This is a genomic window from Hyphomicrobium facile (assembly GCF_900116175.1).
Taxonomy (GTDB): Bacteria; Pseudomonadota; Alphaproteobacteria; order Rhizobiales; family Hyphomicrobiaceae; genus Hyphomicrobium_B; species Hyphomicrobium_B facile.
The window spans coordinates 160,525-186,406 of record NZ_FPCH01000005.1 but is presented as its reverse complement, the minus strand read 5'-3'; the positions used below and the strand labels follow the sequence as shown (position 1 = coordinate 186,406).

21 protein-coding genes are annotated in these 25,882 nt (G+C 61.5%); 11 read left to right on the top strand and 10 right to left on the bottom strand.

Annotated elements, in window-relative coordinates:
* Positions 1-148 precede the first annotated feature (148 nt).
* The gene (locus tag BM399_RS20415; protein WP_092869635.1) at positions 149-1,429 is read right to left on the bottom strand and encodes a DUF2865 domain-containing protein; all 1,281 of its coding nucleotides are present in this window, start codon (positions 1,427-1,429) and stop codon (positions 149-151) included.
* A gap of 291 nt (positions 1,430-1,720) precedes the next feature.
* Here BM399_RS20415 and cysS point away from each other — a divergent pair, with 291 nt between their 5' ends.
* Complete coding sequence (gene cysS, locus BM399_RS20410) at positions 1,721-3,130, top strand: cysteine--tRNA ligase (protein ID WP_092869634.1); 1,410 nt, start codon at positions 1,721-1,723, stop codon at positions 3,128-3,130.
* A gap of 230 nt (positions 3,131-3,360) precedes the next feature.
* On the opposite strand, the gene BM399_RS20405 is transcribed toward cysS, so the two are convergent.
* Positions 3,361-3,861: a hypothetical protein gene (locus tag BM399_RS20405; RefSeq protein WP_092869633.1), complete on the bottom strand. Its 501-nt coding sequence runs from the start codon at positions 3,859-3,861 to the stop codon at positions 3,361-3,363.
* A gap of 292 nt (positions 3,862-4,153) precedes the next feature.
* Between BM399_RS20405 and BM399_RS20400 the strand changes: the two genes are divergently transcribed.
* The 3 genes from BM399_RS20400 to BM399_RS20390 all read left to right on the top strand — a co-directional run bounded on the left by BM399_RS20400 (position 4,154) and on the right by BM399_RS20390 (position 7,498).
* A complete protein-coding gene (locus BM399_RS20400; protein WP_092869632.1) occupies positions 4,154-4,666 on the top strand; it encodes a GNAT family N-acetyltransferase in 513 nt (170 codons plus the stop codon).
* Complete coding sequence (gene cimA / locus BM399_RS20395; protein WP_092869631.1) at positions 4,663-6,294, top strand: citramalate synthase; 1,632 nt, start codon at positions 4,663-4,665, stop codon at positions 6,292-6,294. The genes BM399_RS20400 and cimA overlap by 4 nt, the downstream gene beginning before the upstream one ends.
* Positions 6,295-6,643: 349 nt before the next feature.
* The gene (locus BM399_RS20390; RefSeq protein ID WP_092869630.1) at positions 6,644-7,498 is read left to right on the top strand and encodes an outer membrane protein; all 855 of its coding nucleotides are present in this window, start codon (positions 6,644-6,646) and stop codon (positions 7,496-7,498) included.
* A gap of 87 nt (positions 7,499-7,585) precedes the next feature.
* Here the strand turns inward: BM399_RS20390 and BM399_RS20385 are convergent, their stop codons facing one another.
* The 6 genes from BM399_RS20385 to soxY form a co-directional block, all read right to left on the bottom strand.
* Complete coding sequence (locus BM399_RS20385; protein ID WP_092869629.1) at positions 7,586-7,882, bottom strand: MoaD/ThiS family protein; 297 nt, start codon at positions 7,880-7,882, stop codon at positions 7,586-7,588.
* The gene (locus BM399_RS20380; protein WP_092869628.1) at positions 7,879-8,994 is read right to left on the bottom strand and encodes a WD40/YVTN/BNR-like repeat-containing protein; all 1,116 of its coding nucleotides are present in this window, start codon (positions 8,992-8,994) and stop codon (positions 7,879-7,881) included. The genes BM399_RS20385 and BM399_RS20380 overlap by 4 nt, the downstream gene beginning before the upstream one ends.
* A gap of 144 nt (positions 8,995-9,138) precedes the next feature.
* Entirely contained in the window at positions 9,139-9,822 is a 684-nt protein-coding gene (locus BM399_RS20375; protein WP_092869627.1) for an SH3 domain-containing protein, read from the bottom strand.
* Between the two features lie 620 nt (positions 9,823-10,442).
* Entirely contained in the window at positions 10,443-11,480 is a 1,038-nt protein-coding gene (locus BM399_RS20370; protein WP_092869626.1) for a DUF4331 family protein, read from the bottom strand.
* A gap of 378 nt (positions 11,481-11,858) precedes the next feature.
* A complete protein-coding gene (gene soxZ / locus BM399_RS20365) occupies positions 11,859-12,182 on the bottom strand; it encodes a thiosulfate oxidation carrier complex protein SoxZ (protein WP_092869625.1) in 324 nt (107 codons plus the stop codon).
* 12 nt (positions 12,183-12,194) lie between these two features.
* Positions 12,195-12,683 carry a thiosulfate oxidation carrier protein SoxY gene (soxY, locus tag BM399_RS20360; protein ID WP_092869624.1) on the bottom strand — a complete coding sequence of 163 codons (489 nt, stop codon included), beginning with the start codon at positions 12,681-12,683 and terminating at the stop codon, positions 12,195-12,197.
* Positions 12,684-12,874: 191 nt separating this feature from the next.
* Between soxY and BM399_RS20355 the strand changes: the two genes are divergently transcribed.
* The 5 genes from BM399_RS20355 to BM399_RS20335 all read left to right on the top strand — a co-directional run bounded on the left by BM399_RS20355 (position 12,875) and on the right by BM399_RS20335 (position 21,785).
* Positions 12,875-14,191, top strand: a complete 1,317-nt coding sequence (locus BM399_RS20355) for an NAD(P)/FAD-dependent oxidoreductase (RefSeq protein ID WP_092869623.1) — start codon at positions 12,875-12,877, stop codon at positions 14,189-14,191.
* 217 nt (positions 14,192-14,408) lie between these two features.
* Positions 14,409-16,958 (top strand): acyl-CoA dehydrogenase, encoded by a 2,550-nt coding sequence (locus BM399_RS20350; protein ID WP_244531412.1) that lies wholly within the window; start codon positions 14,409-14,411, stop codon positions 16,956-16,958.
* 34 nt (positions 16,959-16,992) lie between these two features.
* Entirely contained in the window at positions 16,993-19,014 is a 2,022-nt protein-coding gene (locus BM399_RS20345; protein ID WP_092869622.1) for a 3-hydroxyacyl-CoA dehydrogenase NAD-binding domain-containing protein, read from the top strand.
* Positions 19,015-19,081: 67 nt separating this feature from the next.
* Complete coding sequence (locus BM399_RS20340) at positions 19,082-20,386, top strand: acetyl-CoA C-acetyltransferase (protein WP_092869621.1); 1,305 nt, start codon at positions 19,082-19,084, stop codon at positions 20,384-20,386.
* A gap of 79 nt (positions 20,387-20,465) precedes the next feature.
* Positions 20,466-21,785: an SAM-dependent methyltransferase gene (locus BM399_RS20335; RefSeq protein WP_092869723.1), complete on the top strand. Its 1,320-nt coding sequence runs from the start codon at positions 20,466-20,468 to the stop codon at positions 21,783-21,785.
* A 4-nt stretch (positions 21,786-21,789) separates the two neighbouring features.
* On the opposite strand, the gene BM399_RS20330 is transcribed toward BM399_RS20335, so the two are convergent.
* Together BM399_RS20330 and BM399_RS20325 are read right to left on the bottom strand one after the other, a co-directional pair.
* Complete coding sequence (locus BM399_RS20330; RefSeq protein ID WP_092869620.1) at positions 21,790-22,227, bottom strand: MerR family transcriptional regulator; 438 nt, start codon at positions 22,225-22,227, stop codon at positions 21,790-21,792.
* The gene (locus tag BM399_RS20325) at positions 22,224-23,942 is read right to left on the bottom strand and encodes a long-chain-fatty-acid--CoA ligase (protein ID WP_092869619.1); all 1,719 of its coding nucleotides are present in this window, start codon (positions 23,940-23,942) and stop codon (positions 22,224-22,226) included. Before BM399_RS20325 ends, BM399_RS20330 begins: the two co-directional genes overlap by 4 nt.
* Before the next feature lie 317 nt (positions 23,943-24,259).
* Here BM399_RS20325 and BM399_RS20320 point away from each other — a divergent pair, with 317 nt between their 5' ends.
* Positions 24,260-24,529 carry an acyl carrier protein gene (locus BM399_RS20320; RefSeq protein WP_045836129.1) on the top strand — a complete coding sequence of 90 codons (270 nt, stop codon included), beginning with the start codon at positions 24,260-24,262 and terminating at the stop codon, positions 24,527-24,529.
* Between the two features lie 92 nt (positions 24,530-24,621).
* Positions 24,622-25,863, top strand: coding sequence for a beta-ketoacyl-[acyl-carrier-protein] synthase family protein (locus BM399_RS20315; protein ID WP_092869618.1), 1,242 nt, complete (start codon positions 24,622-24,624; stop codon positions 25,861-25,863).
* Positions 25,864-25,882: the final 19 nt, after the last annotated feature.

The window sequence follows — 25,882 nt, the reverse complement described above, 5'->3', positions numbered from 1 at the left end:
GTCCGCCTGCGCGGGCATGACGTTGCTGAGAGAGGCAACGGCCAGCGCCTTCGGTGCGGGCGGTACGTCCCGCAGCTCCCGCATCCACCCGGTCAGTTGAAGCTCGTCTGGATGCCGACCTCCGTCGGCATGACGTCAGTGGGGAGCGCTACTGAGGCTGGGCCTCGGTCTGCCATCCACCGGCGTTGCCGGGCTGAGCCACAGGCGAGGGGGCCGGTGAGCGCGCAGCCGTCGAACCGGTCGTGATCGCGGTCGTCCCCGCGCCCTCGGCACGGCGCGCAGGCGTCTTCGAGCCGGGCGTCGTCGCGTCGGCCTTCTTGTCGGGCGCACCCTCCGGCGGCGGCACGTATTCGGCCGTCTTGCACGAGCAGCCGTTCACGTATTCCTTCCGGTAGCGGAAGGCGAACTTGAGCCGCGTGTAGGGCTCTTGCGATCTGAGCGCCACGGATTGCTCGACCGTGCCGCCAGGGTTTGGATAGTAATACAACTCAGTCGGCGCCGCGCATTTCGAGGTGCACGCATCGGCGTCCTGGGCAAAATGGCTCGGCAGCGTCGAGAAGCTCACCGGGAAATAGAAGCCGTCGCAAAGTCGAACGCAGAGCGTCCGGTACGTTTGCGCCCCGTTTGCGGCGTTGGGGTTCCATACGTTGCCGCCGCTCGATTCCTCGTCTTCCCACATGCCGCTATCGCCGCGGCTGCGGCGCGCCATGTCGACGTAGTTCGCGCCGCAGTTGTTGCGCGCAAGTTCGCGGATGATGTCGTCCTGATAGGAGCGCCCGGCGGAACCGAGAATATCGCGCCGCCGGGCGTCGAGATCGGCGAGCCGCCGCTTCGTCGCGTCCGACTGCCGTGCTAGGTCCTTGCACTGCGGAGTGTTCTTCAGCGACTTGGTGAAGAGGAAATACTCGTAGCAGCCGCGATCGAGCTGCGAGCCGGTCTGGTCGGCGACGCGCTCGAGCTGCCGGATCTCGTTTTCGAGTCGCGGCAGATCGCTCTGCGATTGACCGCTCTTCTGCCCTTCCTGCACGAGCCGCTGCTCGAGCTGGTAGCAAATCGGGTTCTTGGCGGACCAGTTCGTCGCCGGCTGCGCCGGAGCCCCAGGGGCGCCCGGAGCGGCAGGCGCACCAGGCGCTGCCGGAGAATTCGGATATTGCGGCTGAGCCGGATACTGGGACTGCGGCGGGTATTGCTGCTGGCCGGGAGCGGGATAGGGCGGTGGGGCCTGTGCCGGTGGCGGCGGCTCTCGGTAAACGGGCTCCTGCGGAACTGGCGCACGCTCGCTGTCCTCACGGTCGCCGCCTCCGCCGCCAAAGGGCCACCAGCTCTGCGCCGAGGCCACTTCCGACACCAAAAGCAGGGCGAGCAGCGTCGCCGTCGCCACGAGCAGCAACCGGCGAGCGGCAATATTGATCGAATTCCCTTGGCTCACGCCTGCTCCCCGACGCCCCTTTTGACGGCTTTCGCGCTCCGGATGAAGCCATCCGAACCGGCACTTTCCGGACCCTAAGCAGCGATTTGCTAGCGGGTCAATGCGGAGCAATTGCGACGTGACCCATTTTACGTGGGGTTTCAAAAACTTGGACGCGGCTTGACGGGGCAGGGGACAACCGACTAAGGCGCGACGGCGCCCTTGTGCCGCCCAAGGCGGCCTATGGCATACTCACGTTTCCGGAATATCTTCCGGCCGAACCGCAGAGACACGCGACGCAAGAGGTCCAGTTTGGCGCTCAAACTTTACAATACCCTGACCCGGCAAAAGGCCGAGTTCGTGCCGATCGACCCGTCGAACGTCCGCATGTACGTCTGCGGTCCAACCGTCTACGACTACGCCCACATCGGCAACGCGCGCCCGGTGATCGTGTTTGACGTGCTGTTCCGGCTGCTCCGCCACATCTACCGCCCCGATCACGTCACGTACGTCAGGAACATCACGGACGTCGACGACAAGATCAACGCCCGCGCCGCGCGCGATTACCCCGGCCTGCCGCTGAACGAAGCGATCCGCAAAGTCACGGAAGCGACCGAGAACCAGTTCCACGCCGACATCGCAGCCTTAGGCGTTCTGCCGCCCACCTACGAGCCGCGCGCGACAGAGTACATCCGCCGCAAGGACGGCCGCGAGGACATGGTCTCGCTGATCGAAGCCCTGGTGAAACGCCGCCATGCCTACGTCGCGGAAGATCACGTGCTCTTCGACGTCGGCTCGATGCCCGATTACGGGCGCCTCTCCAACCGCACGCTGGAGGAGATGGAGGCCGGAGCCCGCGTCGAGGTCGCGCCGTATAAGAAAGGCCCGATGGACTTCGTGCTCTGGAAGCCTTCGAAGCCGGGCGAGCCCGCGTGGCCTTCACCGAGCGGCATCAAGACTCCGGGCCGCCCCGGCTGGCACATCGAGTGCTCGGCAATGGCGGGCGCGTTGCTCGGCCCCGTATTCGACATTCATGGCGGCGGCATCGACCTGACGTTCCCGCACCACGAGAACGAGATCGCACAATCGCGCTGCGCCCACGGCACGTCGAAAATGGCCAACGTCTGGATGCACAACGGCTTCCTGCAGGTCGAAGGCGAGAAGATGTCGAAGAGCCTCGGCAACTTCGTGACGATTCATGAGCTGCTGACCGACGGCTGGCCGGGCGAGGTGCTGCGCTTCAACATGCTGAGGACGCACTATCGCCAGCCGATCGACTGGACGAAGAAGGGGCTCGAGGAAAGTCAGAAGATCCTGACGGGCTGGTTTGCACACGAAGGCCTCGATACCGACGACCGCACAAGCTTGCCGCGTGACGTTATCGAAGCGCTCGAAGACGATCTCAACACGCCGAAAGCCATCGCCGAGCTTCACGGCTACGCCGCCGCCAAGGACTTCAAAAACCTCGGCGCGGCGCTGGGCTTTCTAGGCTTCGACGGCGCAACGCTGAGACAGGCGGACGCGCGCGCGGCGGAAACCGCGCAATCCGTGGCATCCACCGTCGAACCCATGATCATCGCCCGTCTCGAAGCGAGAAAGCGCAAGGACTTCGCCGAGTCCGATCGCATCCGCGACGAGCTCGCCAAGATGGGCATTGCCCTCAAGGACACGAAGAACAAGGAAACCGGCGAGATCGAAACCACCTGGGAAATCGCGCGCTAGCAACCTCAGTCATCCCGGCCGCGGCGCGGCGGAGAGCCAGGACCCACGGCGCCACTCCACCCACCGTCATTTTCGGGCCAAGCCGAAGATGCCAAACGGTGTCAGTCAGCCCGCGCTCATCACCACCCACCGTCATCCCGGCGAAAGCCGGGATCCAGTCAACGGGCAGCTCGTCCGCATGCGCTGCCCAAATGATGCTAGCCACCTCAGCCACGAACTTGGATTAAATTTCAATCGTCCTTGTCGCGTAGATAGATGAAGGTGCCGACAGATCCTCCGTTCCGGACGAAGGCGTGACACTCGATCTTGGCTTTTGCCGTCAGCTGATCGGCCATTTCTGTTTCCTCAGCGAGAGCTTGCTTCGCGCAGGACTTCGTCGCCGCTAATAGCGCGGATTGACTTTCGCCTGTCAGTACCGCTCCCGCCTTGGCCAAGAGTTCGTAGTACGCAGCAGGCGGAAAGGCAGTCTGCCAATAAAGGCTTATTCCCGGACCGCCGATAGCCGACCCCGGGCCGCAATCAACGGTAAGCAAGTTTGTGCCCCTTAACGGCGGTTGGAAGGCGATCACCGTGTGCGACATGCGTTTGAATTCGGAATCTGTCTCTTGGCCTATTTCCATAGCCTTGGCGACACAGTCTTTCGGCATGTCAGCGCCCGGCTGATCGTCTTCTGAATGTGCGAGCGAGGAACAAGAACACATCAGCAGTGCAAGAGCGAAAATCTTCTGCATTCTTCCTTGCCCCGTAGGTCACGATCCCGATTCGCAGCCCTGCTACACGTTCAGCGGGCAACATTCAAATGCAGGGCTGAACGTCCCCGCTGGCGGCCGGCTCCAGGAAGAACACCCGCCTTGGCGGCCGGCGCGCGGCACGCGTGTCGCCAAGGCCAACAATAGTGAGCGCGACCTTGCAAGGCCTTGCGCCAATGGCGACATGGGGATAGGCCGAAGCCGCAGCACCCGAGGACCATCAGAACCTTAACCGAGCCGGCAAAACCGGCCGCCAAAACCGCTTTGGTAAACCATGACCGACGACTACCCGCTCCGTCCCTTCCTCCCAGCCGATGCCATGGTGCTGCGCGATCTCTTCGCGCAAAGCATCGATGAGCTGACGGGTGATGACTACGACGAGGATCAGCGGCTCGCATGGGTCGCGACAGCTGAGGATGCGGCCGCCTTCCGCGACAGGCTCGCGGCGGCGCTGACGCTCGTCGTTCAGCTCGACGGCGAATACCTCGGTTTCGGGTCCCTTAAGGACAATAAAACCATTGATATGCTTTATGTGCATCCGGACTTCGCGGGCGAGGGGGTTGGCACCGCGCTTGCCGACGCGCTCGAGAAGATCGCAGCCGCACGTGGAGCCGAGGGGGTCACAGTCGATGCGAGCGATACGGCCGTGCCGTTTTTTGAGCGTCGCGGCTACGTCGCAGCGCAACGCAATTCCATTCCCCTCGATGATCAATGGCTTTCCAACACGACCATGGTAAAGCGTCTCGCCGGAAGTCCGGCCAAAGCTGAGCCTCAAGAAGCGTCATGAGCAAAGAGCGCCTCTACCTCTTCGATACGACGCTGCGCGACGGTGCGCAGACGACGGGTGTCGACTTTTCGCTTGAAGACAAGCGCCGCCTCATGCGCGTGCTGGACGACCTCGGGATTGACTATATCGAGGGCGGCTTTCCGGGCGCCAACGCCACCGACACGGAACTCTTCTCTTCACGTCCGAACCTGAAGTCTGCCCGCTTCACGGCGTTCGGCATGACGAAGCGCTCGGGCCGTTCCGTATCCAACGATCCAGGCCTGCAGGCCGTTCTTCAGTCCTCCGCCGACAGCATCTGTCTCGTCGCGAAATCGTCCGACTACCAGGTGCGCGTCGCCCTCGGCATCACGAACGAGGAAAACCTCGAAACGATCCGCCAATCGGTCGGCGCCGTCGTCGAAACGCAGCGCGAGGCGATGATCGATTGCGAGCATTTTTTCGACGGTTACAAGTCGAACCGCGATTACGCGCTAGCCGTCGCCAAGACGGCCTATGACGCCGGCGCTCGCTGGGTCGTGCTCTGCGATACCAACGGCGGAACGCTGCCGCACGAAATCGAACGTATCGTTGCCGATGTCGCGAAGCACGTTCCGGGCGCAAACCTCGGCATCCATACGCACAACGATACCGACAACGCCGTCGCCAACACGCTGATGGCCATCCGCGCCGGATGTCGCCAGATCCAGGGCGCGCTCAACGGCCTCGGCGAGCGCTGCGGCAACGCCAATCTGACATCGATCATCCCGACGCTGCTTCTGAAAAGCGAATTCGCGGACGCCTTCACGACAGGCGTCACGCCCGACAAGCTGCGCACCCTCACGCACGCGAGCCGCGTTCTCGACGAAGTTCTGAACGAGGCGCCGAACCGCCACGCGCCCTACGTCGGCGAAAGCGCCTTCGCCACGAAAGCCGGCATTCACGCCTCCGCGCTGATGAAGGCGCCGGAAACCTACGAGCACGTTCCGCCCGAAAGCGTCGGCAACGAACGGCGCATTCTCGTCTCCAAGCAAGGCGGACGTTCCTCGTTGACGTCCGCGCTGGAGCGGCTGGGCCTGCCGTCCGACAAGGACGATGCGCGCGTGCAAGCGCTCCTCGACGAGGTGAAGGTGCGCGAGGATCAGGGGTATTCCTACGAGGCAGCCGAGGCATCGTTCGAACTTCTCGCGCGCCGCGCGCTCGCAACCGTGCCGCGCTATTTCTCGGTCGACAATTTTCGCGTGACCGTCGAACGGCGCGAAGAGCGATCGAGAGCGATGAACGGCAATGGAACCGTCTCGCACGCGGTCGTCACCGTATCGATCGCGGGCGACGACGCGCCGCTGGTCTCGGTCGGCGAAGGCAACGGCCCGGTCAATGCGCTCGACAAAGCGCTGCGAAGCGATCTCGGCCGTTACCAGAAGCATATCGAGAACGTCGAACTCGTCGACTACAAGGTCCGCATCCTGACGCAGACGCACGAAGGCGGCACCGACGCCGTGACGCGCGTCCTCGTCGAGAGCCACGATGCAACCACCGGCGAACGCTGGACGACGGTCGGCGTCTCGCCGAACATCATCGATGCGAGCTTCGAGGCCCTTCTCGACAGCATCAATTACAAGCTCCTGAAGGACGAAGCGCAGGTCGGCTGACGCCTCATCCACAGCTGTGGAGAAATGTGGCGACCCCGCTGATGCGAGCGGAAGCGGCTGCTTGCGCTTAGCTCGTCGCGCACGAGCGTCACAAATCAGATCCAATGAACGGTCTGACGATTAAACAATTATCATTGCTCGGATTATTTAAATCGCGGCGTTGAAATGCTGCGCTATAGAAGCCGTCCGTATAGTGATCAAAAAGCAGCGGAAACTTAGAATCACTGTGTTCAGTGTACGAACAACTTGCTGCCGCAAAGCTCCATCGGTAGCAACAACTCGTGGATAACCTGTTGATATCCGCATCGGGAAAAGAAACGGGGAGACTAAACGGGGAGCGAGTATTGTGATGCGTAAGAGTGTTGCGTTGGTCGCGTTTATTTTGTTTCAGTCAACCGGAGCGTTTGCGGGCGGCAGCCTGAAGGACGCGCCTGCACCCATTCCACCGCCAGCCGACGGTTGGTCCGGATTTTCCGTAGGCGCCGGCATCGGCGGCGTCAGCATCGATCAGAATGCCTCGGCAGCCGCGAAGCGAACGGATATTTTTTGCTTGTACTGGTGGGGTTGCTCCTATCCGAAGGACGACTACCTCTCAGGGGGCATGAACGATGACGCCTGGAAGGTCTTCGGCACCGTGCAGGTAGGCTACGACCGCCTCCTCGGCGACCGGATCCTGATCGGCGCCTTTGCCGATTACGACTTCTACCCGAACGGCGACGAAAGTTCTTCCGGAAGCACGAAACACGGATCGCTCTCCGGCGAGCTTAACCGCGCGGGGGTTTGGACCGTCGGCGGCAGGCTTGGCGTCCTGGTGCGACCCGATCTCCTGGTCTACGGCTTGGGCGGCTTTTCGCGCATGAACCAGAACGGCGAAGTGACTGCTGAGTTCGACAACTTCAAATTACCGACGAGCGTCACTTTGAAAGCCGGCGATCTCGATGGCTGGACGGTCGGCGGCGGCATCGAGACCAAGCTCGACAGGATCGACAAGAGACTGTCTCTCAAGGTCGAATACCGGTATTCGCAATTCGACGGTGAAAGTGGCAGCGGCTCGGACAAGAGCGAAGCGTACAAATGGTGGGTGCTTCATTGCGCCAACGAAAAGGCCCGCTTCGATATCGACGACGCAACCGTGCAGTCGGTCCGCGCCGTGCTTGTCTGGAAGTTACAGGCCGACGCAACGCCGATCGAACCACTGAAATAGCAGCTCCCGGATACCATTCACTCGGGGCACCTCGTCCGAAGTATCGCGTCGGAGGTGCCCCTTTTTATTTATTGGCGGCGCGCGCAATCACCCTCCCGCAATCGCGCCGACGATCAGGAAGGGCTTCGATCCGCTCCTGACCTCATCGGGCAGTGGCGCGTCCGCGGGCTCGTGCGAAAGATCTCGCTGACAGGCAAAAAATCTCAGGAACGGCCGCCGCTTTTGCGTATCGTGATCCCGGATCGTTCCACGCAACACGGGATAGCGGGCCTCGAGCGCGTCGAGCAGCGACCGCTGCGTCGCTTCCCCGTCCACATCGAGCAGGATCTCGCCGTTGACGTTCGCGTGCATTCTGAGATGCGACGGCAGCACGACGCGGATCATTTGAGAGCCTGAACTTCTACCGAGAGCACAGCCGGCAGATCGCGAACGATGGCGCTCCACGTATCGCCCGCGTCCGCCGAGGCATAGACTTGTCCGCCCGTCGTCCCGAAGTAGACGCCGCAAGTGTCAAGCGTATCGACGGCCATCGCGTCCCTGAGGACGTTCACGTAGCAATTCGATTGCGGCAGACCCTTGGTCAGAGCCTCCCATTCGTTTCCGCCCGAGCGGCTGCGCCAGACTTGCAGCTTGCCGTCCATCGGGAAGTGCTCGGCGTCGCTCTTGATGGGCACGACGTAGATCGTCTCCGGTTCATGCGCGTGCACGTCGATGACAAACCCGAAATCCGTCGGAAGATTGCCGCTCACCTCGTGCCACGAATTGCCGGCATCGTCGCTCCGCATCACGTCCCAATGCTTCTGCATGAAAAGAACGTTGGGCCGTGACGGGTGCATCGCGAGGCGGTGCACACAGTGGCCGACTTCGGCGTGCGGGTCCGGTATGTACTCCGACCGCAACCCCTTGTTGATCGGCTGCCACGTTTCACCGCCGTCATCCGTTCTGAACGCGCCCGCGGCCGAAATCGCGATGAACATCCGCTTTGGATCGACGGGGTCGAGCAGAATAGTATGCAAGCACATGCCGCCCGCGCCGGGCATCCAATGCGCCCCCGATCCGTGACCGCGAAGACCCGGAACTTCGGCCCACGATTTTCCGCCGTCGCTCGTGCGGAACAAGGCTGCATCCTCGACGCCCGCAAAGACCGTATCCGGATCGGTGAGCGATGGCTCGATGTGCCAGACCCGCTTGAATTCCCACGGGTGAGGGGTGCCGTCGTACCATTGGTGCGTACCGGGAACGCCGTCATAGGCGAACTTGTTGTCGACGGGCGCCCAGGTCTTGCCGCCGTCGTCGGATCGCTGGATCTGCTGCCCGAACCAACCGCTGGATTGCGAGGCGTAAATACGGTTGGGATCGGCCGGAGAGCCCTTCAGATGGTAGATTTCCCAACCGGGAAAATGCGGGCCGCTGACGTCCCAGGATTTTCGCGTGCCGTCGGACGTCAACACGAATGCGCCCTTCCGCGTTCCAACCAAGACCCGTACGCCTGTCATGTCGCCTCCCTGTCATCCTGCCCGGCGAAGCCCGATTATTGCCTCGCCCGAGATCATTTTGAAGTCCATCACCGCACCAGGACGAACGGCGAGGGGCCACTCCGACACAGGTTTCGGAAAAAAAGCCAACAATCTTAGAGCCGCCTATGAACAGGCACGCTTCGCTCTTTTCACCGCGATCCAGGCTGGACGCCGGGCTTCCGACAAACAGGGAGCCGACCGCCTAGGCCGATTCAACGCGCAGCGGGTTTCGCCGTGGGGGGGGGGCCCCTGGCTCTTTGCGGATGGAGGAGGCGGGCAGGTCTCGTAGATGCCCGCGCGTTCAGCTCCCGTGGAACAGAGAATTCCACCCCATTGATAGCCGTGTCCCTTTTTCCCGTAGGCGATCTTGAACCACGGAAAGCCGTTCCATACGACGTCTGTTCGTTCGATGAGGGTCACGCGCCGACCCTCGACCAAGGTATCGATCCGGCGGTAGTTCTGGCCAGGCCCGTCCCGGACGATCCCACCCCACGACCCCGCGGCCACAGGGAAATCGTCCGCAGGCGAGGGAACGTCGGCGGCCGGATCGCCGAGCTTCTTGAGATAGGCGCGGGCCAGATCAGCGTGATAGCCCGTAGCATAATTTCTCAGGAAGGCGTTCCACGCCTCAACCGTGCCAAGCTCCTTGGCGGCATTGAAAGCATCCTCTTCGGTACTTTCCGAAGGCTCAGCAATCGCACGGCCGGTATCGATACCCGCGAGTAGAGAAAGCCCGACTGAGGGAACGAGGCAGCCAACAGCCATCACGGCGATCCCAAAGAGAAGCCGCTTCGAACGCTGATCCATAGAAAAATCCCCGCGATTAGTTCCCTTGCTCTGCGCATAATCGTCGCCCGAATGTATTGCGCCGCGCAAGCGAAGGAATGCTCGTTTGTGGAGCGTTTGCAGGCAGAACCGGTAAAAATCCGCAATCTGAAAAATACCTCCCGCGCCCCATTGAAGTGGGTGGCGAATAGGCAGCGTGCGCTGGAGATAAAAACTTATCCCCGCTTGTCCAGCCCGCCGCATACTCCGCTGATCCTGCCGCGTGCGAAGGGCTCAAGGCTCGAGCTGGGCGCCTGAGGGCGGCAAGGAGCGCGCCGGACTGCCGGGACCCATCAGCTGGATCCGGGGTCGTCTGCCGGCTGCGGTAGCCGCTATGTGGCGCCGTGGTTCAACGCCCGTTCGAAAAATCGGAATGCGCGGGCGGATGGCGGTGTCGACGGTTCGAAATGGGGGCCCACCTCCGTTGCGTGTCGCGGATCGGCGAAGGCTGCATCCCGAATAAAAATAAAAAAACACGAGGCCGCGCCGATCTGCCCCTTCGCTCTATTTTCAACCGGTTCTGTTCCGCAGAGTTGGCGCGCACCCCCGTGCCCGGCGGCCGGATCGCGGAACGCGTGTCGCCGGGCACAAAGCAAAAGGTCTCAAATGGCAGCCGGAACGTAGGGGAATTTTTTCGACGGCTTCGACGCGACCGATTCCCTGCCGATCCCAAGACGGATCGGCGTATTTGCGGCGATCGTGAACATCACGTCCGGCGCGTTGTCCGTTAGTGATCGGCCGTTCCATTCGGCAAAGCCAAACACCGCAGGAGTACCGACCGTATAGGGAAGAATATTCGGGCAGAACCTATGCGCGACCGTCTCTGCATATGCCCTCGGATCATCTGCGGTTCCATACGCGCCGACGGTGTTTGCAATCGACTTGATGACGAGTTCGCCGTGTGTCTTGAAGTCATCGGCAGGCTGGCCAGCATTCAGATTGTTTCCCAAGTCCTCATTGAATTGCGTGAATAGCGGGTGGATCATCGGTAGGCCGACACGATTGATCGAACGCCAACCACCCGCATCGGTGGCGAGTGACGCAACGGCCCACACCCCGATGAGGTGATTGTCGCCTGCGGTACCGTTCAGAATTTCTTTGTCCGGCACCTCCAGCACGATCGAGTAGACGGTATGGCCAGCAAACAGATTCTTCGCTTGGGCAGCATCCCACTTGGATAAGTCGATGGTCGTTCCATCCTGAAAAGCGTGTCCTACGGCGTGCAGAACATCCGGTTCGATCCAGAATGGATCTCCTGCCTTTCCGGCCCAGATGCGTAGACCTGTTTTGGTCTTCACCTCGTCGCCCGTGACACCCTCGGCAACCACCACGCCGGAAGCATGGGGGTCGGTCGCCTCGGCGCCGGCGATACGGCCCAGCACGAAGCGCTGTTTACCGTTGGTGTCGCGTTCGTCGAAGGTGATGCGATAGGTGATGTCCTCTACCGCGTCGCCATCGAGATCGATCTTGAATTCGTACATGCCCTCTGGATGGTAGCCGGGCGACGGAATTGGTCCAAAGATCGAATGACAGACATTGATGGCGAAGACAGTCCCGACTTCACCTCTGAAAAGATAGAGATCCGTAATGTCGAGGCGAATGTCCTGACGAGCCAACGGTGAATCGAGATGATGAGACATGACGATCTTCCCTTTCGCGTTCGCTGCGAGTTGGTTCAGTCTTCGAATTCTGGGCGCGTTGGCGATGAAATAGTCTGAGGGGCTAATCCGCCCTCACGGCTTGTCGCGTCGAAACAATTGAGGCGCGCGGAATTCTTATCGCCGTTTCTGGGACCGGGAAAACCTATCCCGTGATGTTGACTGCTGTAGGCTGTGCTCAATTCGTCGAATTTAATCCGAATGCATCTCATCCGCAGATTGCCTCGGTGAATTTTTCACCGAGAGTACGCCGCGGCCGCTAACTTGCTTCTTGATCGAGCAATGCGCTCAACACGGCCGTGCCCGGCGGCTGGCTTGGCAGGAACGCGAGTCGCGGAGCACAATCAAACACGCGCACAATCAAATTAACTTCAGCTGAGCCGTCGCAACCGTCGTGACGCCGTGATCGTCCGTCCACGCGATCTCGAAAATGCCGGGGCCCGGAACGCGCATGTGAAACGCCAGATACGGGTTCGCGGAGATGCCCGGCCCAAACTCGGCGCGGAATACTTCGCGGCCGTCGAACTTCGCAACGAAAGCATGGATGATGTCGCGCGGTATCGGCTTGCCGGTCTTGTCGTGGCGATTGCCGGTTTCCATCACGTGCGTGATGAGCGTCTTGATCTCGATGACGTCGCCGATGGCGGCGGTCTCGGGAAGCTTGATGCGCGGATTGGCTGCCATGGTGCTTGCCCCTCAAATCCCGCAGCCGCCGATGACGACCTTGACGCGCGTCGTCGAAATCAGCATCTCGCCATTGGATTGCTCCGCCAGGACCACGACGTCCTGCGTCTTCGCGAGCCGCATCCGCGACTGGACGCGCGCGACGGCGTTGACCGGCGACAAATGGAACGTGGCGACATGCGCGGCGGGATTTTCCGTCGAGAGAAGATGGATCGCCTTGATGTAATCCGTGTCCGTCATCGGGCTGTCGACGACAATGGTGATCGGCACGAAATTGCCGTTCTCGGCGGTCTCCGGCAAATCAACCGTGATCTTGCCTTCGACCGGTGTGGCGGAACCGGTGATCCGGGCGAAATCATCCTTGAATTTTTGGCTGGGGAGCGGCGCGCCGGGCGCCGGGTCTTCGGCACGGGCAACGAAGGGAGCAAAGGCCGCCGCTGCGGCGCCCGCTGCAACGAATTCACGGCGGCTCAGAATTGAAATATCGATGGGATCTGGCACGCGCCGGGCCTCGAAGCTGAAGGTTGCGTGTAATATAGGATACCCGCTCGCGCGACCTCCAGCTTCCTTACGATTTATTTTCCTGACACCGGGTAACTGCCCGTGGCAAATGAGCCTTTGAAACGCCTAAGCTGACGGTCAAAAGGCGCGGGCCGGGCTTCAGGCCGGATGTTGAAATGAGAGGCGGGGGAATGACCGAGATCACGCGCCGCGAATTTTCTCTGCTGACCGCAGGCGCAAGTCTCGTTGCGGCGTCCGGGCTGCCAAGACCGGCACTTGGCTCAGGCCCGGCCAGGATCATCGTCATCGGCGGCGGCCCCGGCGGCGTGACAGTCGCAAATCGCCTCAAGTCTTCCGACCCGCGCCTCGACATAACGCTGGTCGAGCCGAAGGAAAAATATACGACCTGCTTTTATTCGAACCTTTATCTCGGCGGGTTCCGGTCCTTCAAATCGATCACGCACGATTATGCGGGCGTGAAGAAGCGCGGCATCGACGTCGTCACTGATACCGCGACGGCAATCGACACGAAGGCAAAGACCGTGACGCTGGCGCGCGGCTCTGAGCCCATGAAGTACGACCGGCTCGTTGTCGCTCCAGGCATCGATTTCAAATACGAGACGATCGAAGGCTACTCGCCGGAAGCCGCCAAGATCATGCCGCACGCGTGGCAAGGGGGCGAGCAGACGTGGCTGCTCAAGGAAAAGCTGCTGGCGCTGCCCGATGGCGGCCTCGTCGTGATGTCCGCTCCGCCCAATCCGTACCGCTGCCCGCCGGGCCCCTACGAACGCGCCTGCATGATCGCGCACTTCTTAAAAACGAAGAAGCCGAAAGCCAAGCTCATCCTTTTCGACGCCAAGAAAACATATTCGAAGCAGGCCGTCTTCGAGGAGGCGTTCGAGGAGTATTACAAGGGCATCATCGAGATAAACCTGACGAACGAGATCGACGATTTCGCGGTCGTCAAAGTGGATGCGGCGACCGGGGTCGTGACGACGAAGGCCGGCCGCACGGAACGGGCCGCCCTCGCAAACATCATCCCGGCGCAGAAGGCGGGATCGATTGCGGCCCACGCGGGCCTCACCGAGAACGACTGGTGTCCGGTCCACCCGGAGAATTTTGCGTCGACCAAGGCGAGGGACGTCTACGTCCTCGGGGATGCCGCGATAGCAAACGACATGCCGAAATCCGCATACTCCGCCGTCAGCCAGGCGGGCGTCGTCGCAGCCGACATCCTTGCGAGCCTCGAGGGCAAGCCCCGCGCCCCCGGCAAATACAGAAATACGTGCTGGTCAATGCTCGCGCCCGACAACAGTGCTAAAATCGGCGGCGACTACGTACCGGCAACAAAGGATGGAAAGCCCTATCTCGAAGTCAAAGAGCCGTTCATTTCCAAACCTGACGATAGCGCCGAGCTTCGCCGCGAGACCTATCAGGAGAGCGCCGAGTGGTATCAAACCCTCGTCGCCGATCTTTTCGGCGAGGCCCCCGAGAAGCCCGTCCGCTGATTTCTGCAATCCTTAAGGATTAGCGCGCAGCATCTGTTCCGGCGGATTGGGAACGGGATGGATGAGGGCGATGTACCTGCAAGTTAGGTTCCGTTGCAGAAACGTGATTAACTGGGCGCGAGACATGGCCGAACGACTGCAGGATACCTGAGGCCAGGAACGCGTCGTGGCGCCCATTATGGCGCCCCGTCTGGACTGCTCGCGAGAAATCCCTAGATTGACCTATACGTTAACGCTGATGACTGGGCTCGCCGCGATTGCGGCGGCAGCCCGTATGGGAGGCACGGAAATGGCGCCCGTCGTACTTTTACTGGTGGCTTTGATCGGCTTCCTGGCGCTGGGAATGATCCGCGCGCCGCTTTGGGGCTGGGCTGCAGCGGTCGGCGTCTTCACGTGGCTCGCGACCAGCGGTTGCTCCGGGCTCTTAGCATGGATCGCATGGGTCCCGTTCTTGGCGCTCGCAGCGCTCTCGATTCCGTCCGTCCGCCGGAACCTCGTCGTCGCGCCCGTCTTCGCCCGCATCCGCAAAATTCTCCCCAAAGTCTCCGACACCGAGTCCCAAGCCCTCGAAGCGGGTACCGTCGGCTTCGACGCCGAGCTTTTTTCCGGCACGCCCGACTGGGACAAGCTCCAATCCATTCCGCCGATTGAACTGACGCCGGAGGAACAGGCGTTCCTCGACGGCCCGACCGAAGAACTCTGCCGCCTCATCAGCGATTGGCAGATCCGCCATAACCTGCACGAAATCCCGGAGAACATCTGGGACTTCGTCAAGGCGCACGGCTTTCTCGGCATGCTGATCTCGAAGGAGCACGGCGGTCTCGGATTTTCGCCTCAGGCCCAATCGCTCATTCTCGGCAAGATCGCCTCGCGCTCGCCCGACGTCGTGACGATCGTCATGGTCCCGAATTCGCTCGGACCGGGCGAGCTGATCGAGAAGTACGGCACCGACGAACAGAAGCATTATTACTTGCCGCGACTGGCGAAAGGCGAGGAAGTTCCCTGCTTCTCGCTGACCGGCCCGACTTCCGGCTCCGACGCGGCCACCATGCGCGACATCGGCCACGTGACGCGCGGCACCTACCAGGGGAAGGATACGCTCGGCGTCCGCCTCTCGTGGGACAAGCGCTACATCACCCTCGGGCCGAACGCGACGCTCGTCGGCCTGGCGTTCCGGCTTTTCGACCAGGATAACCTGCTCGGCAAAGGCGAAGACGTCGGCATCACGCTCGCGCTCATCCCGGCGAGCCATCCGGGCGTCAACATCGGACGCAGACATCTGCCGTCGGGCGCCGCATTCCCGAACGGCCCCAACTGGGGGAACGACGTCTTCATCCCGATGGATTGGGTCATCGGCGGCGAGACGATGGCCGGTCACGGCTGGCGCATGCTGATGGAATGCCTCTCCGCCGGACGCGCGATCTCGCTGCCGTCGTCGGCGACGGCGGGTGCCAAGATGATGCTGCGCGTAACGTCCGCCTATGGCCGCATCAGAAAGCAGTTCGGGCTTCCCGTTTCTCGCATGGAAGGCGTCGAAGAACCGCTCGTGCGCATCGTCGAAGCCGCTTACGTCAACGAGGCTGCCCGCGCCATGACCGCCGCGATGGTGTCGCGAGGCGAACGGCCATCGGTCATCTCCGCGCTGATGAAATACCAAACGACCGAGAAGATGCGCCGCGCCGTCAACGACGCGATGGACATCCACGGCGGCCGCGGCATCTGCGACGGCCCCGCGAACTATCTGCAGTCGGCCTACCAGATGGTCCCCGTCGGCATCACGGTAGAAGGCGCGAATATTCTGACGCGCACACTGATCACGTTTGCGCAGGGCGCGCTCCGCTCGCATCCCTATCTCTACAGGGAGGTACAGGCTGCGCAGGACACCGATAGAAAGCGTGGCCTCGATGCCTTCGAAGACGCGTTCAATAATCACATCGCCTTTTCGCTCTCGAATGCGACGGGCGGCTTCGTCCACAATCTGACGGGCGGAGCCTTCGTCGCGGCGCCAGCCGGCGCGCTGCGCATGTCCCACTGGTACCGCCAGCTCGGGCGCGCCAGCCGCTCGTTTGCGTTCGTTGCCGATCTCACGGTTGCGCTGCTCGGCGGCGGCCTCAAGACGAAGCAGAAGATCACCGGCCGGATGGCCGATGCGCTTTCCGAGCTTTACATGCTCGCGGCGATACTGAAGCGTTACGACGACGATGGCCGCCCGGCAGGCGACGAGTACATCGTCGATCTCGCCGCACAGAACGCGCTGTATCGCTTCCAGGAAGCCATCGGCGGCACGATCGACAACTTCCCCGTCCGGTTGGCGCGGCCACTGATGCGCGTCGTCGTCTTCCCGCTCGGACGCCGCTTTAAACCCGCGTCCGACGTGCAGGGCCACCTCGTGGCGCGCCACGCGTTGCAGCCAGGAGATGCTCGCGACCGCCTGACGCGGCACATTTTCGTATCGAAGGACGTCAACGATCCGACCGGCATCCTCGAAGTGACGCTGGAAAAGGTGATCGCCGCCGAACCCATCGAAAAGCGGCTTGAAAAGGCTATCCGCGACGGCGTCGTACGGCGGTATCACGGCATCGACTGGTTCGCCGAGGCTGAAGCGAAGGGCGTCATCACCGCGGCGGAGGCCGATCAGCTCCGCGAGGTCGAACAGCTTGTCGCGCGCGTGATCGCGGTCGATCATTTCGATCCGGAAGAATTGAAACCACACTATGTGAAGCTCGGTCATAACGCGCGCGGAGCCGAGAGCCTGGCAGCGGAATGAGCCGGGTTGAAGTCTCGAACGATTGAGGTGAGTGATGATGGACGCAGCGGCTGAAGCGAATGAAACGCAGTTGAAAGACTGGCGCTTCAAGATCGACGGCGAAAATATCGCCTGGGCGACCTTCGATCGCGAAGGCGAAAGCGCGAACTCTCTCGGGCGCCGCCCCATCGAAGAGCTGAACGCGATCATCGAGCGCGTCGAGGCGGAAGTTCGCGCGAAGAATGTTCGCGGCCTCGTCATCATGTCGGGAAAGGAGCGCGGCTACATCGTCGGCGCCGACATCCGCGAGTTCGAGACGTTCCAAAGCGAGCAGGATGTCATCGCCGCTCTGAAGCCGGTGAACGATCTGCTCGACCGGATCGAAAAACTTCCCGTGCCGGTCGTTGCGGCCATTCATGGCGTGTGCGTCGGCGGCGGCCTCGAACTGATCCTCGCCTGCCATTACCGCATCGCGACGCGCGATGACTCGACCCGCGTCGGCTTCCCGGAAGTGAAGCTCGGCATCTTCCCCGGTTTCAACGGCACCGCGCGCTCGATCAAGCAGGCCGGCCCGATGGCGGCAATGCAACTGATGCTGACGGGCGGCATGATCCGGGCGACCGTCGCAAAAGCTCAGGGCCTCATCGATCAGCTCGTCGGCAGCCCCGGAGAGCTGCATTGGGCGGCGCGGAAGGCCGTGCTGCAGGACCGCCGTTCGAAGTCTGCGGGTCTCGCCAAGATGTTGCTGACCAGGTGGCCCGTGCGCGGCCTCATCGCCAAGAAAATGCGTCAGGAGACGGCGAAAAAGGTTCGTGAAGACCACTATCCCGCACCGTTCCGCCTGATCGACCTGTTCGAGAAATTCGGCGGCGATCTCGACACGATGAAGCGCGAGGAGACGAAGGCTTTCGCACCGCTGATGGTGTCGGATACCTCGCGCAATCTGCGCCGCGTCTTCCGGTTGACGGAGCTGCTGAAGGGCCAGGCGCCGAAGGGCTTCAAATGGCGGCCGAGCCGCGTTCACGTCATTGGCGCCGGCACCATGGGCGCCGATATCGCAGGCGTCTGCGTCGCATCCGGCATGGAAGTGACGTTGCAGGATATCTCCGCCGAACAGCTCGAGAAGGGCATCAAGGCGCAAGGCAAGCTCTTCGCGCGGAAATTCAAGATGAAGCCCGCGCGCGACGCCGCGAAGGCGCGATTGATTGCGGACCCCGAAGGCAAGGGCATCTCGCGCGCCGACGTCGTCATCGAGGCGATCGTCGAACGGCTCGATGTGAAGCAGAAGCTCTTCGCCGACCTCGAAACGAAGATCAAGCCGGGTGCCGTGCTCGCGACGAACACGTCTTCGCTGAAGCTTGAGGACATCGCCAGTCCGCTGAAAGACCCGGGCCGTTTGATCGGGCTGCACTTCTTTTCGCCCGTCGCGCAGATGCCGCTCGTCGAAGTGGTGCGCGGAGCCAACACCCGTGACGAGGAAGTGAAAAAAGGCGCGGCGTTCGTCACCGCGATCGACAAGTTCCCGCTGATCACGAAGGACGTCCCGGGCTTCCTCGTCAACAAGGTGCTAACGCCCTACATGTTCGCCGCGATGAAGCGTCTCGAAGAGGGTGAGGATAAGGAAAAGATCGACGAAGCCGCGCGCACATTCGGCATGCCGATGGGCCCGATCGAACTTGCGGACAACGTCGGTCTCGACATCTGCGCCCACGTCGCGAAAATTCTGGGCCAGAGCAGCGAAGGCTCCAGGCTTGACCGGCTCGTTGCCTCTGGTCGTCTCGGGAAGAAAACCGGCGAAGGTTTCTACGTCTGGAAGGACGGCAAGCCCGTCAAGTCGGACAAGAAATTCGAGAAGGCGGATCTCGACCGCCTTGGACGCGAGCTTGTCGATCCGATGATCGCGGAAGCGCAGAAATCACTCGACGACGGCGTCGTCGAAACCTCCGACCTCGTCGATGCGGGCATGATTTTCGGCACCGGCTTCGCGCCGTTCCGCGGCGGCCCGCTGCATTACAAAAAGAGCTTGAATGCGGCCGGTCCTGCGTCCGCTCCGCACGCTGCAGCAGCCGCAGAGTAATTCGAATTCACCTCACCCCACCCCTAACCCCTCCCCGTCGAGGGGAGGGGAATGAACGGAGATACTGATGGCACGAGAACTCCGGCGCGTTGCAGTGATTGGCGGTGTCCGCATCCCGTTCTGCCGTTCGAATACGCTTTATGCCGATCTCTCGAACCTCGACATGATGGCCGCCGCCTTGAACGGCCTGGTCGACCGGTTCGGCCTCAAAGGCCAGCACATCGACGAGGTCGTCGGCGGTGCGGTCGTCACGCACTCCAAGGATTTCAACCTAGCGCGCGAAGCCGTCTTGTCGACGAAGCTCGCGCCATCGACCCCAGGCGTCACGCTGATCCAGGCTTGCGGCACCTCGCTGCAATCGGCGCTCATGTCGGCTGCCAAGATTGCGACGGGCGAAATCGAAAGCGCGATCTCCGTCGGCTCCGACACGACATCCGACGCTCCGATCGTGTTCTCGAAAAAATTCTCGAAGCGCCTCGTCGGCGCGCAGCAGGGCAAGACGGCGCTCGACAAGATCAAGGTCTTCAAGGGGCTTTCGCCGGCCGAGCTTGCGCCGCAACCCCCGAGCGTCGCCGAGCCGCGCACCGGTTTGACGATGGGCCAGCACTGCGAGCTGATGGCGCAGGAGTGGCACATCCCGCGTGCCGATCAGGACGAACTCGCCTACGAGAGCCACAAGAAGGGCGCTGCCGCCTACGACGAAGGCTACATGGACGATCTGATCGTTCCATGCGCCGGCGTCTTCCGCGACAACAACTTGCGCCCCGACATCACGCTCGAGAAGCTGGCGAGCCTGAAACCCGCCTTTGAAAAATCCGAGCGGGGCACGCTGACGGCCGGCAATTCAACGCCACTCACCGATGGCGCAGCGACCGTGCTGCTCGCGTCCGAAGAGTGGGCGAAGGCGCGCAATCTGCCGGTACTCGCGTATTTGACGTTCGGCCAGCACATCGCCAACAATTTCGTCGGCGGCGATGGCTTGCTGATGGCGCCGACGATCGCCGTCTCGAAGATGCTCGACCGCGCCGGCCTCACGCTGCAGGACTTCGACTTCTACGAACTCCACGAGGCCTTCGCCGCGCAGGTCCTGTGCACGCTCAAGGCCTGGGAAGATCCGGCGTACTGCAAGACGCACATGGGCAAGGATGCCCCGCTTGGCTCGATCGATCGCGCGAAACTCAACGTCAGAGGCTCCTCGCTCGCCTTCGGCCATCCCTTTGCGGCGACCGGCGCCCGTATCGTTTCCAACCTCGCCAAGCTCTTGTCGACCAAGGGCGGCCGCGGCCTCATCTCGGTCTGCACCGCGGGCGGCATGGGCGTCGCGGCAATCATGGAAGCCCCGGCCACGATCGAGGCCCGCGCCGCGGCGTAATGCGCCGGATGTGGAAGAGAAGACTTGGCCGTTTCGATGCGCTATTGAGCTTGCGGCCGAAGGCAAGCGAGGGACGCGCATGAGTGCGAAGGACGACAGGCAACTCGAGGCGGCGCGCGCGCTGGTCCGCGATCTCGCAGGCCGCCTCAATGCCGACGGCTGGGTGCGATTGTGGGACGGCACCCGCCTGCCGCTCGGCAGCGCGCCGAAATCGGACTTCGAGATTTCCATCCGCGATCCGGGTGTCATCGGCGCCATCCTCCGCCGTCCATCGCTCGACTCGATCATTCGCCAATACGTCGAGAAGGGCATCGACTTTTCGGGCGGTACCCTCGTCGATTTCGGTTTGGGCCTCCAGGATGGCCGCAAGGCCAAGTCCATAAAGATGAAGCCTGGCGAGTTCGCGAGCCTCGCTCTGAAGCTGTCACCGTTCCTCTTCGCCAAAACCGCGGACGCACGCGACGCTCACGGCTTCGGGGGCGAGATCACCGGCAAGAACCGCAAGACCGAAGACAACAAGGCCTACATCCAGTTCCACTACGACCTGTCGAACGACTTTTACGCGCTCTTCCTCGACCCCGAGATGGTCTACTCGTGCGCGTACTACACGGATTGGTCGAACGGCGTCGAGCAGGCGCAACACGACAAGCTCGAGATGATCTGCCGGAAGCTGCGCCTGAAGCCCGGCGAGCGGATGCTCGACATCGGCGCCGGATGGGGCGGCCTCCTCTGCCACGCGGCGAAGAACTACGGCGTCGTGGCGCACGGCGTCACGCTGTCGGAAGAGCAGCTCGCGTTTGCGCGCGCCAAGGCCAAGCGCCTCGGCATCGATGACCGCGTGACGTTCGAACTGAACGATTACTCGAAACTGACGGGCACCTACGACAAGATCGCCTCGATCGGCATGTACGAGCACATCGGCCTGAAGAACATCCCGGAATACATGCGGAAGGTTCGCTCGCTGCTCGCCGACGACGGCCTGTTCCTCAATCACGCCATCTCACGGCGCGCGCACAAACCGAAAACCGGCTGGATGAAGTCGCGCATGCGCCCGGAAAAAAAGGCCATCGCGAAGTACATTTTCCCAGGCGGCGAGTTGGACGACATCGGCCACTCGATCGCGGCAATGGAGCGGGCAGGGTTCGAGGTCCACGACGTCGAAGGCTGGCGTCTTCATTATGCGCGCACCTGCCAGCTCTGGTGCGAACGCCTGACCGCCAACCGCGAGCAGGCCATCAGTTACGTCGGCGAAGAAAAGTACCGGATTTGGGTTGCGTATCTGGCGGGCGTAAGCTTGGCGTTTTCGCGCGGTACGCTGCGTCTCTTCCAGACGCTCGCATCGAAGTCCGCCAAGCCGAACCCCGTTCTGCCGCCAACGCGCGCCGATCTTTATCGCTAAGGGCTCAAGCGTTCTTTTTGAGATGCGCTTCGCAGCGTGCGCGGATCTCGGCGAGGTCCGCCAGCGAGCGCTCGATGTCGTGCCGCTTCGTCTCGATCTCCGCGATGGCAGCCTTCACCTTGTCGAGAAGGTGACGCGTCTGGGCGAGCTGGCCCGGATCTGAATCGTAGAGCGAAAGATAATCGCTCACGTCTTCGACCGTGAAGCCGAGGTTCCGGCCGCGTAAAATCAGGATGAGCCGCGCCCGGTCGCGCTTCGAATACCGACGTGCGGTACCTATACGCTCCGGCGATATCAGTCCGCGGCTCTCGTAGAAGCGGATTGTCCGCGTTGTGATTCCGAATTCCTTGGCGAGCGCCGAAATGGTGTAGGAGGGCTCGTGATGCGCATCCTCATGGGCGGAGGGCGGCAACGGAAGCGCGTTCGCGGTTTTGCCGGTCATGACGCCGGGCGGCCGCGCTTAGCTTCCTCGGCGGCCAACTCCTTTTTGGAAAGCTTGCCGATCATCGTCTTGGGCAAGCTATCGCGAAACTCGATCGCAGCCGGCATCTCGATCTTGGAGATCTTCGGCTCCAGATGCTTGAGAATGTCTTCCGCAGTCGCCTGCATCCCGTTTTTCAACTTGATGAAAGCCTTGGGCGCTTCGCCCCGGTAGTCGTCGGCGATGCCGATGACCGTCACTTCTTCGACTGCCGGGTGCGTGTAGATCGCTTCCTCGATGCGCCGCGGATAGACGTTGTAACCGGAGCAGATGATCAGATCCTTGATCCGGTCGACGATCGAGAAATACCCGTGCTCGTCCATGATCGCGACATCGCCCGTGCGCAGAAATTCTCCGACGAATTGCTTTTCGGTCTCAGCAGGCTTTTTCCAGTAGCCCTTCATGATCTGCGGGCCCTTGGCGCACAGTTCGCCGCGCTCGCCCTGCGCGACTTCCTTGGTCGGGTCTTCGATATCGCGAAGCGAAATGGTGGTACCGGGCATCGGTGGCCCGATGGAGCCCGCCACGGGCTCCCCCTGAACGGGATTGCAGGTGAGCACGGGCGAAGCCTCGGAAAGTCCGTAGCCTTCGACGACCTTTGCCCCCGACACCGCTTCGAACTTGAGCTTGACCTCCATCGGCAGAGGCGCGCCGCCCGAAATACAAAAGCGCAGCGACGAGACGTCGTACGATTTGAATTGGGGATAGTTGAGCATCGCAGTGAAAATCGTCGGGACAGCAGGCAAAACCGTCGGCCGCTCGCGATTGAGGAGCTTGAGAACTTCGACGAGCTGGAACCGCGGAATCAATATGATCTTGGCCGCGAGTTCGACGCCCATGTTCATCACGACGGTCATCGCGAAGACGTGGAACAGCGGCAGAGCCCCGAGAATGCTTTCGTTTCCGGGCTCGAGATCGACAGCCCACGCCGCGATCTGGGCGGTGTTGGCGGTTAGGTTTGCGTGCGTCAGCATCGCGCCTTTGGGCGTGCCCGTGGTCCCGCCGGTGTACTGCAGCACCGCGACATCTTCGTCCGGATCGATGGCGACGGGCGTCATCGGCGCGGATGTCGCGGCCAGCGCCACGCCATCGATGACGCGATTGGCCGCGCGCGACGCTCGGACGTCCGCGACATCTTTCCTTTTTAGTAGGCGAAAGAGCACAGATTTTAGCGGCGGGAGCACGCTGGCGAACGGAATGACGACCGATCGCGCAATAACGCCGCTGAGCATCAGTGCCTCAGTCTTGGAAAATAGCAGGGTGAGATCATGCGTTATCATGATCTCAGTCTCGCTATCCTTGACTTGGAATGTCAGTTCTTCGAGAGTATAAAGCGGATTGAAATTGACGACTGTGCCGCCTGCTTTCAGTATTGCAAAATAATATACAATGAACGTCGGAGTGTTTGGAAGTAGGAGGCCGACTTTGGTGCCCCGCTTTACTCCAATTGACTGCAGGCCTGCCGCGACCCGATCGACCTCCGATGCAAGCATCGAATAGCTCGTTGTCCGGCCAAGAAAGCTGATGGCGGGTTTACCGGGAAACTGGTTCGCCGCCCGTTCGAGAAGCTCCGGCACCGTCCGTTTCGGTATTGGCATGTGCCAATCGACGCCGCGCGGGTAATGATCGACCCACAGGGGAGATATCATCGTCGCCTGAGTTGTTTCGGCTTTCATATCCGCCCGGTATGTTAGGATTTTATGTTGTCCGGATCCCGTTTACTTCGCTGAACTTTCGAACGCTTGCAGCGCTCGCTCAATATTAGTCAAATTAGGTTTCCGAAAGCTAGCGTTCGATCGAACCTATCCCCTCTAGGATAGTACAACTTTGGCACCTACAGTGGGGTACCGGATGGTGCGCGACGGTCCGCGTCTAGACTTGCCGGTTGTTTAAGGATAAGTGACCCCCCCGCTTGCTGAAGAAATGGTCTTGGCTTAGGTAGATGCCAAGCAAAACTGGCCCATCGCAGACATTGCGAGGGTGGGAGAGGCCGATGGACGAAGTCGCGACGAAGGTTATCGAAATCCTCAAGAAGCATATGAAGGAGCCGCGCGACGACATCTCGCTCGACACCCAGCTAACAGATCTCAAGATCGAGTCTCTTGATCTTGCGATGATCGTATTCGACATCGAAGATGGCTTTGGGATCGAGATCCCATACAACGCCAACGAGGAAGTCGAAGCCTTCAAGACTGTTGGCTCGGTCGTGGATCGGGTGAAGTCGCTGATCGCCGCGAAGCAGGCTTCCGCAGCCAAAGCTTAACGGTCTCGCGGCGTCTTCGGACGTAACGGGTATGAATGCCGGAGGCCCCTTATGGGGCTTCTGTGCGTTCGTCAGACAAGAAAGATTGATTGATGTCGAATGGTAAACCGGGGCGCCGTGTCGTCGTCACGGGTCTCGGAGTTGTAACCCCGATTGGGCAGAATGTCCCTGATTTCTGGGCCAGTCTGAAGGCGGGGAAATCCGGAGTGACCCCGCTCGCCGGATTTCCGTTGGACGATCTCAAAATTCTGATCGCTGCGCAGATCAAGGATTTCGATCCCAAGCAGCGCCTGAAACATTTCAAACGTGATCGCATCATCACGCTTGCCGATCGCTATTCCTGGTTCGCTGCGGCAGCTGCCGAAGAAGCGATCAAAATGGCAGGGCTCGAAATGCCGCTCGCCGATCCTTATCGGTCGGCGTGCATCATCGGTTCGGGCGCCGGTGGACTCACCACATTCGAGACCGCCTACCGCGACCTCTTCATTCACAATAAGCGCGCGACACATCCGCTGACGCTTCTGCGCATCATCGGTTCGTCGGCCGCCGCTCACGTCGGCATCGAATTCGGCGTCAAGGGACCGACGTTCGCAACCTGCTCGGCGTGCTCGACGGCAACGCACGCCATCGGCATTGCCCGCGACTACATCCGCGATGGCATGACCGACGTTGCAATCGCAGGTGCGTCCGAATCCGTCATCAACTACGGCACGATGAAGGCCTGGCAGGCGCTTCATGTTCTTTCGCCGGAAGGCTGCTTCCCGTTCGCCAAGAAGCGCAACGGCACGGTTCTGGCCGATGGCGCGGGTATCCTTGTTCTTGAGAGCCTTGAGCATGCTCAGGCGCGCGGAGCGACAATCCTCGCTGAGCTTTGCGGATACGGCATGGCGTCCGACAGCCAGGACATGGTCAAGCCGACCGTGGAAGGCCCGAGCGTCGCCATGCTGTCGGCCATCGCGGAAGCAGGCATCACGCCGGACCAGATCGACTACCTCAACGCCCACGGAACGGCGACTGCCGACAACGACATCAACGAGACGAAGGCGATCAAGAACGTCTTCAAAGATCACGCCTACAAGCTCGCGATCTCCTCGACGAAGTCGATGCACGGCCATCCCCTTGGTGCAGGCGGTGGCATCGAAGCCGTCGCGACCATCATGGCGATGCGCGAGAGCTGGGCACCGCCGACCATCGGGCTCGATGAGCCGGGTGAGGGATGCGATCTCGACTACATCCCGAATGTCGGCCGGGAGATGAAGCTCAGGTACACGATGTCGAACTCGCTTGCGTTCGGTGGTCTGAACACATCGCTGGTCTTCGGACCCGCTCCCTGATCGCAGATCCTCTGCGCTT